Origin of the sequence: Streptomyces panaciradicis (assembly GCF_023516615.1) — a bacterium.
In the GTDB taxonomy this organism is placed as follows: Bacteria; Actinomycetota; Actinomycetes; order Streptomycetales; family Streptomycetaceae; genus Streptomyces; species Streptomyces panaciradicis.
In genome coordinates this window covers 81812-94258 of sequence record NZ_JAMGBF010000063.1, presented here as the reverse complement: position 1 = coordinate 94258, position 12447 = coordinate 81812, and the positions used below count along the sequence as shown (strand labels likewise).

The 12447-nt window shown below is 69.7% G+C and carries 8 protein-coding genes; all 8 read left to right on the top strand.

The window, feature by feature from the left end; genetic code table 11:
- The coding region (locus tag M8J74_RS22140; RefSeq protein WP_249838107.1) for a HAMP domain-containing hybrid sensor histidine kinase/response regulator at window positions 1–4208 on the top strand (4208 nt) is incomplete at its 5' end.
- A 244-nt stretch (window positions 4209–4452) separates the two neighbouring features.
- The gene (locus tag M8J74_RS22135) at window positions 4453–5136 is read left to right on the top strand and encodes a response regulator (RefSeq protein WP_058922594.1); all 684 of its coding nucleotides are present in this window, start codon (window positions 4453–4455) and stop codon (window positions 5134–5136) included.
- A gap of 124 nt (window positions 5137–5260) precedes the next feature.
- On the top strand, window positions 5261–7972 hold the full coding sequence (locus tag M8J74_RS22130) for a DNA translocase FtsK (RefSeq protein ID WP_249838106.1): 2712 nt from the start codon (window positions 5261–5263) through the stop codon (window positions 7970–7972).
- Window positions 7973–8216: 244 nt separating this feature from the next.
- Complete coding sequence (locus M8J74_RS22125) at window positions 8217–9056, top strand: helix-turn-helix domain-containing protein (RefSeq protein WP_058922592.1); 840 nt, start codon at window positions 8217–8219, stop codon at window positions 9054–9056.
- 85 nt (window positions 9057–9141) lie between these two features.
- Window positions 9142–10611, top strand: a complete 1470-nt coding sequence (gene rimO / locus M8J74_RS22120) for a 30S ribosomal protein S12 methylthiotransferase RimO (protein ID WP_249838105.1) — start codon at window positions 9142–9144, stop codon at window positions 10609–10611.
- Entirely contained in the window at window positions 10608–11330 is a 723-nt protein-coding gene (pgsA, locus tag M8J74_RS22115) for a CDP-diacylglycerol--glycerol-3-phosphate 3-phosphatidyltransferase (RefSeq protein ID WP_249838104.1), read from the top strand. The genes rimO and pgsA overlap by 4 nt, the downstream gene beginning before the upstream one ends.
- Window positions 11327–11872, top strand: a complete 546-nt coding sequence (locus tag M8J74_RS22110) for a CinA family protein (RefSeq protein WP_249838103.1) — start codon at window positions 11327–11329, stop codon at window positions 11870–11872. The genes pgsA and M8J74_RS22110 overlap by 4 nt, the downstream gene beginning before the upstream one ends.
- 109 nt (window positions 11873–11981) lie before the next feature.
- On the top strand, window positions 11982–12350 hold the full coding sequence (locus tag M8J74_RS22105; protein ID WP_058922588.1) for a helix-turn-helix domain-containing protein: 369 nt from the start codon (window positions 11982–11984) through the stop codon (window positions 12348–12350).
- Window positions 12351–12447 lie beyond the last annotated feature (97 nt).

Sequence of the window (12447 nt, the reverse complement as noted above, 5' to 3'; positions counted from 1 at the left end):
AGGTGACGACGGCCGTGGCCAACGGCGACCTCTCCCAGAAGGTCACCGTGGACGTCTCCGGCGAGATGCTCCAGCTGAAGAACACCGTGAACACGATGGTGGACCAGCTGTCGGCCTTCGCCGACCAGGTGACCCGGATGGCCCGGGACGTGGGCACCGAGGGCCGCCTGGGCGGTCAGGCGGACGTGCCGGGCGTGGCCGGTACGTGGAAGGAGCTCACCGACTCCGTCAACGGGATGGCGGGCAACCTCACCGCGCAGGTGCGCAACATCGCCCAGGTCACCACCGCGGTGGCCCAGGGCGACCTGTCGCAGAAGATCGACGTGGACGCGCGCGGGGAGATCCTGGAGCTGAAGAACACCATCAACACGATGGTCGACCAGCTCTCCGGGTTCGCCGACCAGGTGACCCGGGTGGCCCGCGAGGTGGGCACCGAGGGCCGCCTCGGCGGTCAGGCGCAGGTGCCCGGCGTGGCCGGCGTGTGGCGGGACCTGACGGACTCCGTGAACGGCATGGCGGGCAACCTCACCGCCCAGGTGCGCAACATCGCGCAGGTGGCCACCGCGGTGGCCCGGGGTGACCTGTCGCAGAAGATCACCGTGGACGCGCGCGGGGAGATCCTGGAGCTGAAGAACACCCTGAACACGATGGTCGACCAGCTGTCGTCGTTCGCGGAGGAGGTCACCAGGGTCGCCCGCGAGGTGGGCACCGAGGGCCAGCTCGGCGGTCAGGCCGAGGTGCAGGGCGTCTCCGGCACCTGGAAGGACCTCACGCAGTCGGTGAACGGCATGGCGAACAACCTGACCCTTCAGGTGCGCTCCATCGCCGACGTCACCACCGCCGTCGCCAAGGGCGACCTGTCGAAGAAGATCACCGTCGACGCCAAGGGCGAGATCCTCGAACTCGTCACGACGGTCAACACCATGGTCGACCAGCTGTCGTCGTTCGCGGAGGAGGTCACCAGGGTCGCCCGCGAGGTGGGCACCGAGGGCCAGCTCGGCGGTCAGGCCGAGGTGCAGGGCGTCTCCGGCACCTGGAAGGACCTCACGCAGTCGGTGAACGGCATGGCGAACAACCTGACCCTTCAGGTGCGCTCCATCGCCGACGTCACCACCGCCGTCGCCAAGGGCGACCTGTCGAAGAAGATCACCGTCGACGCCAAGGGCGAGATCCTCGAACTCGTCACGACGGTCAACACCATGGTCGACCAGCTGTCGTCGTTCGCCGAGCAGGTGACCCGGGTGGCCCGTGAGGTGGGCACGGAGGGCATCCTGGGCGGCCAGGCGCACGTGCCCGGGGTCACGGGCATCTGGAAGGACCTCAGCGACAACGTGAACCTGATGGCCAAGAACCTGACCATCCAGGTGCGCAACATCTCCCAGGTGTCCGCCGCGGTCGCCAACGGCGACCTGACACGTCAGGTGACCATCGAGGCGCGCGGCGAGGTCGCGCAGCTCGCCGACACCATCAACACCATGGTGAAGACGCTGAGCTCGTTCGCCGACCAGGTCACCAAGGTGGCCCGCGAGGTGGGCACGGACGGCATCCTCGGCGGCCAGGCGCACGTACCGGGCGTGGCCGGCACGTGGAAGGACCTGACCGAGTCCGTGAACCAGATGGCGTCCAACCTGACCGGTCAGGTGCGCAACATCGCCATGGTCACCACGGCCATCGCCAAGGGCGACCTGACCAAGAAGATCGACATCGACGCCCGGGGCGAGATCCTGGAGCTGAAGACGACGATCAACACGATGGTCGACCAGCTGTCGTCCTTCGCCGAGGAGGTCACCCGAGTCGCCCGCGAGGTGGGCACCGAGGGCCAGCTGGGCGGTCAGGCACGCGTGCGTGACGTCGACGGCACCTGGCGCGACCTCACCGAGTCGGTGAACGAGATGGCCGGAAACCTCACCCGGCAGGTGCGCGCCATCGCGCGCGTGGCCACCGCGGTGACCCGGGGCGACCTGAACCTGAAGATCGACGTCGACGCGTCCGGCGAGATCCAGGAACTGCAGGACTACATCAACAAGATGATCGCCAACCTGCGCGACACCACGATCGCCAACAAGGAGCAGGACTGGCTCAAGGGCAACCTGGCCCGTATCTCCGCCCTGATGCAGGGCCGACGCGACCTGCAGGACGTCGCCTCGCTGATCATGAGCGAGCTGACGCCGGTGGTCTCCGCCCAGCACGGCGCGTTCTTCCTTTCGATGCCGCTCATGGACCAGGACCTCGGCACCGACGCCGAGGAGCAGTACGAGCTGCGCATGCTCGGCTCGTACGGCTACTCGATGGGGTCCATGCCGACGTCGTTCCGGCCGGGCGAGGCGCTGATCGGGACGGCCGCGCAGGAGAAGCGCACGATCCTGGTGGAGAACGCCCCCAGCGGCTACCTGAAGATCTCCTCCGGCCTCGGCGAGGCGCCGCCCGCGCAGGTGATCGTCCTGCCGGTGCTGTTCGAGGGGAAGGTGCTCGGCGTGATCGAGCTGGCCTCCTTCACGCCCTTCACGCAGATCCAGAAGGATTTCCTCAACCAGATCGCCGAGATGATCGCGACCAGCGTCAACACCATCTCGGTCAACACCAAGACCGAGCAGCTGCTGAAGCAGTCGCAGGAGCTGACCGAGCAACTGCGGGAGCGGTCCGCGGAGTTGGAGAACCGGCAGAAGGCCCTGCAGGCGTCCAACGCCGAACTGGAGGAGAAGGCCGAGCTGCTGGCCCAGCAGAACCGCGACATCGAGGTGAAGAACACCGAGATCGAGGAGGCGCGGCAGGTCCTGGAGGAGCGCGCAGAGCAGCTCGCCGTCTCGATGCGCTACAAGAGCGAGTTCCTGGCCAACATGTCGCACGAGCTGCGCACGCCGCTGAACTCGCTGCTGATCCTCGCCAAGCTGCTCGCCGACAACGCCGACGCCAACCTCACGCCGAAGCAGGTGGAGTTCGCCGAGACCATCCACGGGGCCGGCTCCGACCTGCTGCAGCTGATCAACGACATCCTGGACCTGTCGAAGGTCGAGGCGGGCAAGATGGACGTCTCCCCGACGCGCATCGCGCTCGTCCAGCTCGTCGACTACGTGGAGGCCACCTTCCGGCCGCTGACCGCGGAGAAGGGCCTGGACCTGTCGGTGCGGGTCTCGCCTGAGCTGCCGGCCACCCTGCACACGGACGAGCAGCGCCTCCTGCAGGTGCTGCGCAACCTGCTGTCGAACGCCGTGAAGTTCACCGACTCCGGCTCCGTGGAGCTGGTGATCCGGCCGGCCGGAGCGGACGTGCCGATGGCCATCCGGGAGCAGCTGCTGGAGACCGGCTCGCTCAGCGATCCGGACGCCGGCCTGATCGCCTTCTCGGTGACCGACACCGGCATCGGCATCGCGGCCAGCAAGATGCGGGTGATCTTCGAGGCGTTCAAGCAGGCCGACGGCACCACCAGCCGCAAGTACGGCGGTACGGGCCTGGGGCTGTCGATCTCGCGGGAGATCGCCCAGCTGCTCGGCGGGGAGATCCACGCGCAGAGCGAACCGGGGCGCGGTTCGACCTTCACGCTGTATTTGCCCCTGCACCCCAGCGAACTGCCGCCGCAGGGCTACCAGCAGCCCGTGGCGGCCCTCGGGGCGAGCGATCTGGTGGCCGCGTCGGACCTCTCCCAGCTCTCCGACGTGGAGATCGAGACGCCGGCGGAGGTGAAGTCGTACCAGCAGGCCCAGAACGGCGCCGCGGCGCTCTTCAGGCGCCGCCGCAGGCACGCGCTCGACGCCGGCCAGGGCTCGGCGTCGTCGGAGCAGTGGCCGGCCGAGCAGCAGGCCCCGCAGCCGCAGGTGCACCGGGGCATCCGCTTCGGCGGGCAGAAGGTGCTGATCGTCGACGACGACATCCGCAACGTGTTCGCCCTGACCAGCGTCCTGGAGCAGCACGGTCTGTCGGTGCTCTACGCCGAGAACGGCCGTGAGGGCATCGAGGTCCTGGAGCAGCACGACGACGTAGCGGTCGTCCTGATGGACATCATGATGCCCGAGATGGACGGGTACGCGACGACCACCGCGATCCGCCGGATGCCCCAGTTCGCGGGCCTGCCGATCATCGCGCTGACGGCCAAGGCGATGAAGGGCGACCGGGAGAAGGCGATCGAGTCGGGCGCCTCCGACTACGTGACCAAGCCGGTCGACCCCGATCACCTGCTGACGGTGATGGAGCAGTGGATGCGGGGGGAGTGACGGGAATCATCGATGTTCACACGGAGTTGCTGACTCAGTGTGGCCGGCGCCGTGTAGAAGTACGGGATTCGGGGAACCTTCTGGTCTCCCGGTCCGTTTCTGCTGCGTGCACAGTGACATCGCGGTGACAGGGTGTGGCGACAGGCGGGGTGCGGCTACGATGACCGGCACAAGGACGGGCGGCGAAACGGAGTCGTCCCCAGGGGCGGCGCCCGGTGCACATCCGGGGCGAGGAGGGCGGGCCATGGTGCAGAAGGCCAAGATCCTCCTGGTCGATGACCGGCCGGAGAATCTGCTGGCGCTGGAGGCCATCCTCTCCGCGCTCGATCAGACACTGGTGCGGGCATCGTCCGGGGAGGAAGCGCTCAAGGCACTGCTCACGGACGACTTCGCGGTCATTCTGCTGGACGTCCAGATGCCGGGCATGGACGGTTTCGAGACCGCCGCGCACATCAAGCGGCGCGAGCGGACCCGGGACATCCCGATCATCTTCCTCACCGCGATCAACCACGGCCCGCACCACACGTTCCGCGGCTACGCGGCGGGTGCGGTGGACTACATCTCCAAGCCGTTCGACCCGTGGGTGCTGCGCGCGAAGGTCTCGGTGTTCGTCGAGCTGTACATGAAGAACTGCCAGCTGCGGGAGCAGGCGGCACTGCTGCGCCTGCAGCTGGAGGGCGGCGGAGGCAAGTCCGCGGTCGGCGACTCCAAGGAGCCGGCCGGCCTGCTCGCCGAGCTGTCGGCGCGCCTCGCGGCCGTCGAGGAGCAGGCCGAGGCGCTGTCCAAGCAACTGGACGACGACTCGGCGGACGCGGCGGCGGTGGCCACCGCGGCTCATCTCGAACGCAAACTCACCGGTTTGCGGCGGGCGCTGGACGCGCTGGAGCCGGGCGCCGGAAACACCTCCTCGGTGCCCTCGCAGAACTGACGCCCGCGCGAGGCGCAGTTGCGGATGAGGACGCGTCAGTTCCGCACACGGTCAAGGGCGACACGAACGGGTGAAGCAGCGGGCACACGTGTCGGTCGTCGTCTCCACAGGTAACCTCACACCCATGGCCTCACGTCCCTCCGCTGCCAAGAAGCAGCCCGCGAAGAAGGCGGCGGCTCCGGCGAAGAAGGCCGCCGCGAAAAGGGCCCCGGCGAAGAAGGCGCCCGCCAGGAAGGCCGCCGCCAAGAAGGCCGCGCCGCCGCCGAGGCCGGCGCCGAGCCCGACCGGGGGCATCTACCGGCTGGTGCGCGCGCTGTGGCTCGGCGTCGCGCACGCCGTGGGCGCCGTTTTCCGGGGTATAGGGACGGGAGCGAAGAACCTCGATCCCGCACACCGCAAGGACGGCGTGGCTCTCCTTCTCCTCGGCATCGCCCTGATCGTCGCCGCCGGCACCTGGGCCGACCTGCGCGGCCCCGTCGGCGACCTCGTCGAGATCCTGGTGACCGGCTCCTTCGGCCGCCTGGACCTGCTCGTGCCGATACTGCTCGCGGTCATCGCCGCGCGCTTCATCCGGCACCCGGAGAAGCCCGAGGCCAACGGCCGTATCGTCATCGGCCTGTCCGCGCTCGCCATCGGCGTGCTCGGCCAGGTCCACATCGCCTGCGGCTCGCCCGCCCGCAGCGACGGCATGCAGGCCATAAGGGACGCGGGCGGCCTCATCGGCTGGGCGGCGGCCACCCCGCTGACGTACACCATGGGCGACGTGCTCGCCGTACCGCTGCTCGTACTGCTCACGGTCTTCGGTCTGCTCGTCGTCACCGCCACCCCGGTCAACGCCATCCCGCAGCGGCTGCGGATGCTCGGGGTGCGGCTCGGGATCGTCCACGACCCGTACGTGGGCGAGCCCACCGAGGACGACGAGCGCTACGACGAGCAGTGGCGCGAGGCGATCCCCGCCCGCACCCGCCGCCGCGGCTCCGCCCCCGAGCCGTACGACCCCGACAGTGCGGAGCAGGAGGCCCTCTCCCGGCGCCGGAGCCGCCCCAGGCGCTCCGCGGTGCCCCAGCCCGACATGGGCCGTCAGATGGACGCTGTGGACGTCGCCGCGGCCGCCGCGGCCGCGCTCGACGGCGCCGTCATGCACGGGATGCCGCCCTCGCCCGTCGTCGCCGACCTCACCCAGGGGGTGAGCGTGGGCGACCGCGAGGAGACGCTGCCCACGCCGACGCCGGTCCCGGCCGCGCGCCCCAAGCAGGAGAAGCTCAGGCAGGAGAAGCTCAAGGTCGAGGTCGCCGACCTCACCAAGCCCGCGCCGGAGGCGCCCGCCGAACTGCCCGCGCGCGCGGAGCAGCTCCAGCTGTCCGGCGACATCACCTACGCGCTGCCCTCGCTCGACCTGCTCACCCGCGGCGGCCCCGGCAAGGCGCGCAGCGCCGCCAACGACGCGGTCGTCGCCTCCCTGACGAACGTCTTCACGGAGTTCAAGGTCGACGCCGCCGTCACCGGCTTCACGCGCGGGCCGACGGTCACCCGCTACGAGGTCGAGCTCGGCCCGGCCGTGAAGGTCGAGCGGATCACCGCGCTGACGAAGAACATCGCGTACGCCGTCGCCAGCCCGGACGTGCGGATCATCAGCCCGATCCCCGGCAAGTCCGCCGTCGGCATCGAGATCCCCAACACCGACCGCGAGATGGTCAACCTCGGCGACGTGCTGCGCCTCGCGGCCGCCGCCGAGGACGACCACCCGATGCTGGTCGCGCTCGGCAAGGACGTCGAGGGCGGCTACGTGATGGCCAACCTCGCGAAGATGCCGCACGTCCTCGTCGCCGGAGCCACCGGCTCCGGCAAGTCGTCGTGCATCAACTGCCTCATCACCTCGGTCATGGTCCGCGCGACCCCCGAGGACGTGCGCATGGTCCTCGTCGACCCCAAGCGCGTGGAGCTGACGGCCTACGAGGGCATCCCGCACCTGATCACGCCGATCATCACCAACCCCAAGCGGGCCGCCGAGGCGCTCCAGTGGGTCGTACGCGAGATGGACCTGCGCTACGACGACCTCGCGGCGTACGGCTACCGGCACATCGACGACTTCAACGAGGCCGTCCGCAACGGCAAGGTGAAGACCCCGGAGGGCAGCGAGCGCGAGCTCCAGCCCTACCCGTACCTGCTGGTGATCGTCGACGAGCTCGCCGACCTGATGATGGTCGCCCCGCGCGACGTCGAGGACGCGATCGTGCGCATCACGCAGCTCGCGCGCGCGGCCGGCATCCACCTGGTCCTCGCCACGCAGCGGCCGTCGGTGGACGTCGTCACCGGTCTGATCAAGGCGAACGTGCCCTCCCGGCTCGCCTTCGCCACCTCCTCGCTCGCCGACTCCCGCGTCATCCTCGACCAGCCCGGCGCCGAGAAGCTGATCGGCAAGGGCGACGGCCTGTTCCTGCCGATGGGCGCGAGCAAGCCGACCCGTATGCAGGGCGCGTTCGTGACCGAGGACGAGGTCGCGGCGATCGTCCAGCACTGCAAGGACCAGATGGCGCCCGTCTTCCGGGACGACGTCACCGTCGGCACCAAGCAGAAGAAGGAGATCGACGAGGAGATCGGCGACGATCTCGACCTGCTGTGCCAGGCGGCCGAGCTGGTGGTGTCCACCCAGTTCGGGTCGACGTCCATGCTCCAGCGCAAGCTGCGCGTCGGCTTCGCCAAGGCCGGCCGGCTCATGGACCTCATGGAGTCCAGGGGCATCGTCGGGCCGAGCGAGGGGTCCAAGGCTCGTGACGTTCTTGTGAAGGCCGACGAACTGGACGGAGTGCTCGCGGTGATCCGCGGGGAGGCTTGAGAAAGGCCCCGATCGGGTGCGCCACCGATGTCCGATCGTGACCCACCCGTAAGGGATCATTGAGCAACCGTTTCCCTTCCGCGTACGTCAAGTTGAGGGAAGCGACAAACGCGTGCCCGACCATCGGCGTGTCCGGCCATACCGATGGGCTAACAAGCTCGACCGTCCGGTTGCCCCACCCTTTCGCACCCCCCATAGACTGAACCCTCAGCACAGGTGGCTAAAACGCTCGAAAGGCGCCCCCGTGTCCATCGGCAACTCCCCTGAAGACGAGCGTCCGTTCGAAGACGATCGCGAGCAGCCCCGCCTCTCCGTCGGCCGCGCCCTCAAACAGGCGCGCATCGACGCTGGGCTGACCGTCGACGACGTCAGCAACGCCACCCGGGTCCGCATCGCCATCGTGCACGCCATCGAGGCGGACGACTTCGACCCCTGCGGTGGTGCCGTCTACGCGCGCGGGCACATCCGGACCCTGGCCAAGGCCGTCCACCTCGATCCGGCCCCGCTGCTCGCGCAGTACGACGCCGATCACGGCGGCCGCCCGGCCCCGACCCCGGCGGCCCCGCTGTTCGAGGCGGAACGCATCCGCCCCGAGCGCCGCGGCCCGAACTGGACCGCGGCGATGGTCGCCGCGATCGTCGCCGTGGTCGGCTTCGTCGGGTTCACCGCGTTCAAGGGCGGCGACGACGGCGGCGGCAAGGCCCAGGTCGCCGAGGGATCGACGCCCACGCAGAGCAAGTCCGCCTCGCCGACACCGCACGGCAAGAAGTCCGCCACCCCGAAGTCCGACCCCTCGGACAGCGCCATCGCCGCCGCGCCCCAGGACAAGGTGACCGTCCGCGTCACGGCCCCCGACGGAAAGAGCTGGATCTCCGCCAAGGACCACAACGGCCGGCTGCTGTTCGACGGGCTCCTCGCGCAGGGCGACTCCAAGACCTTCCAGGACAGCCAGAAGATCAACCTCGTCCTCGGCGACGCCGGAGCCATCCAGCTCTACGTCAACGGCAAGAAGATCGAGGACCAGTTCCAGCCGGGCGCGGTGGAGCGCCTGACGTACACCAAGGGCGACCCCCAGGTCGGCTGACCGCACACGCGCACCGAAGGGCCCGGCCGGGATCGGCCGGGCCCTTCGACGTGGACCGTCAGCGGGACAAAGTAGTCTTGAGCCCATGCCTGAACGCCGTACCGTCGCACTCGTCACCCTTGGCTGCGCCCGTAACGAGGTGGACTCGGAGGAGCTCGCAGGCCGCTTGGAGGCGGACGGCTGGGACCTCGTCGAGGACGCCGCGGACGCGGACGTCGCGGTCGTGAACACCTGCGGCTTCGTCGAAGCCGCCAAGAAGGACTCCGTCGACGCCCTCCTGGAGGCCAACGACCTCAAGGGACACGGCAGAACCCAGGCCGTCGTGGCGGTGGGCTGCATGGCCGAGCGGTACGGCAAGGACCTCGCCGAGGCCCTGCCCGAGGCCGACGGCGTGCTCGGCTTCGACGACTACGCGGACATCTCCGACCGCCTGCAGACCATCCTCAGCGGCGGCATCCACGCCGCCCACACCCCGCGCGACCGGCGCAAGCTGCTGCCGATCAGCCCCGCCGAGCGCCAGGACTCCGCGGCCGAGGTCGCCCTGCCCGGACACGCGCCCGCGGACCTCCCCGAGGGCCTCGCGCCCGCCTCGGGCCCCCGGGCACCCCTGCGCCGCCGGCTGGACGGCTCCCCGGTCGCCTCCGTGAAGCTCGCCTCCGGCTGCGACCGCCGCTGCACCTTCTGCGCCATCCCGTCCTTCCGCGGCTCCTTCATCTCCCGCCGCCCGAGCGACGTGCTGAACGAGACCCGCTGGCTGGCCGAGCAGGGCGTCAAGGAGATCATGCTGGTCTCCGAGAACAACACCTCCTACGGCAAGGACCTCGGCGACATCCGCCTGCTGGAGTCCCTGCTGCCCGAGCTGGCCGAGGTCGACGGCATCGAGCGCGTGCGCGTCAGCTACCTCCAGCCGGCCGAGATGCGCCCCGGGCTGATCGACGTCCTGACCTCCACCCCCAAGGTCGCGCCGTACTTCGACCTGTCCTTCCAGCACTCCGCGCCCGGCGTGCTGCGCGCCATGCGCCGCTTCGGCGACACCGACCGCTTCCTGGAGCTGCTCGACACCATCCGGAGCAAGGCGCCCCAGGCGGGCGTGCGCTCCAACTTCATCGTCGGCTTCCCCGGCGAGAGCGAGGCCGACCTGGCGGAGCTGGAGCGTTTCCTCACCGGCGCGCGGCTGGACGCCATCGGCGTCTTCGGGTACTCCGACGAGGAGGGCACGGAAGCGGCGACGTACGAGAACAAGCTGGACGAGGACGTCGTCGCCGAGCGGCTCGCGCACATCTCCCGGCTGGCCGAGGAGCTCGTCTCGCAGCGGGCCGAGGAGCGCGTGGGCGAGACCGCGCACGTCCTCGTGGAGTCCGTGGACGAGGAGGGTGTGTACGGCCGCGGCGCCCACCAGGCGCCCGAGACGGACGGCCAGGTGCTGCTCACGAGCGGCGCGGGTCTGAGCGTCGGCCGTATCGTCGAGGCCAAGGTGGTCGGTACGGAGGGTGTCGACCTGGTGGCCGAGCCGCTCACGGGCTCGCTCGGGTCCAGTGAGGAGGCGGGCAGATGACCGGAGTCCCGGCATCGGCGGCGAACGGTTCCTCCAAGACGGGTCCCGCGCAGGCCGACGCCATTCCTTCCGAGGCGGAAGGCGGCACGAAGCATCCGCGGGGCGCGAAGATCGCGGCCGCGGCCGTCAACCAGGCGAGCGTGTGGAACATCGCCAACCTGCTCACCATGCTCCGGCTGCTGCTCGTCCCCGGCTTCGTCGTGCTGATGCTCGCCGACGGCGGCTACGACCCGGCCTGGCGCTCGGTCGCCTGGGCCGCGTTCGCCGTCGCCATGATCACCGACCTGTTCGACGGCCACCTCGCCCGTACCTACAACCTCGTCACCGACTTCGGGAAGATCGCCGACCCCATCGCCGACAAGGCGATCATGGGCGCGGCGCTGATCTGCCTGTCCGGCCTGGGCGACCTGCCGTGGTGGGTGACGATCGTCATCCTCGGCCGGGAACTCGGGATCACCCTGCTGCGTTTCGTGGTCATCCGGTACGGCGTGATCCCGGCGAGCCGCGGCGGCAAGCTCAAGACGCTCATCCAGGGCGTGGCCGTCGGGATGTACATCCTGGCGCTGACGGGATGGCTGGCCACCCTGAGGTTCTGGGTCATGGGTGTGGCGGTCGTCCTGACGGTGGTCACCGGACTCGACTATGTGAGACAGGCCATTGTGCTGCGCAGGCAGGGAATCGCCGAGCGCAAGGCCGCGTTGGAGGAGACGGAAGCGTGAGTTCCCAGGCCGCCGACGTGGTGAGACTACTGACAGTGAGGGGCGAGACCCTCGCCGTCGCGGAGTCGCTCACCGGTGGGTTGGTTGCGGCGGACGTCACAGGCGTCCCCGGTGCGTCCAAGGCGTTCCGGGGTTCGGTGACGGCGTACGCCACCGAACTCAAGCACGAGCTGCTGGGGGTCGACCCCGACCTGCTGGCGGCGCGAGGAGCGGTGGACCCGCAGGTCGCGGCCCAGATGGCGGCCGGTGTGCGCAAGGCGCTGGGCGCCGACTGGGGCATCGCGACGACCGGAGTCGCGGGCCCGGAGCCGCAGGACGGCCGGCCCGTCGGCACGGTTTTCGTGGCCGTGGACGGGCCCTTCGGCCCTGGATCCGGTTCTGCCTCTGGCGGAAAAGTGGAGGCCCTGCGGTTGAACGGCGACCGTGCGGAAATTCGTAGAGAGAGTGTACGGAGCGTACTCGCACTGCTCCTGACGGAGCTTGCGGGCGAACACAGTGGGAATGAGCGGGCACAGGATACGGAACAGAACGGGGGGTTTTGATGTTTGCAGCCCTGAGTGAACACGACATCGCTCCCCGCACGGCCGCGGCGCGAGGCGGTACGGTGGGGCGTGAAGGATGCGGCTACGCGGTCCGAGGAGGGAGCCACCGATGATTCTGCTCCGTCGCCTGCTGGGTGACGTGCTGCGTCGGCAGCGCCAACGCCAGGGCCGTACTCTGCGCGAAGTCTCCTCGTCCGCCCGAGTCTCACTCGGCTATCTCTCCGAGGTGGAGCGGGGGCAGAAGGAGGCTTCCTCCGAGCTGCTCGCCGCCATCTGCGACGCGCTGGACGTACGGATGTCCGAACTCATGCGGGAAGTGAGCGACGAACTCGCCCTCGCCGAGCTGGCCCAGTCCGCTGCGGCCGCCTCGCCGGCACCGGTTCGCCCGATGCTGGGTTCCGTGTCGGTGACCGGTGTGCCTCCGGAAAGGGTGACCATCAAGGCGCCCGCCGAGGCGGTGGACGTGGTCGCCGCGTGACGTTCACGCGGATGTGCGCTTGACCTGACGACGCACCACGAAGTGTGCGAGTGCCCCGGCCGGGGCCTCACCGGGTGATCCGGAGAGGCGCGGTTCG

Coding starts and splice junctions, on each gene's coding strand:
- M8J74_RS22135 (WP_058922594.1), top strand. CDS start 4,453: ATGGTGCAGAAGGCCAAGATCCTCCTGGTCGATGACCGGCCGGAGAAT.
- M8J74_RS22105 (WP_058922588.1), top strand. CDS start 11,982: ATGATTCTGCTCCGTCGCCTGCTGGGTGACGTGCTGCGTCGGCAGCGC.
- M8J74_RS22130 (WP_249838106.1), top strand. CDS start 5,261: ATGGCCTCACGTCCCTCCGCTGCCAAGAAGCAGCCCGCGAAGAAGGCG.
- pgsA (WP_249838104.1), top strand. CDS start 10,608: ATGACCGGAGTCCCGGCATCGGCGGCGAACGGTTCCTCCAAGACGGGT.
- rimO (WP_249838105.1), top strand. CDS start 9,142: ATGCCTGAACGCCGTACCGTCGCACTCGTCACCCTTGGCTGCGCCCGT.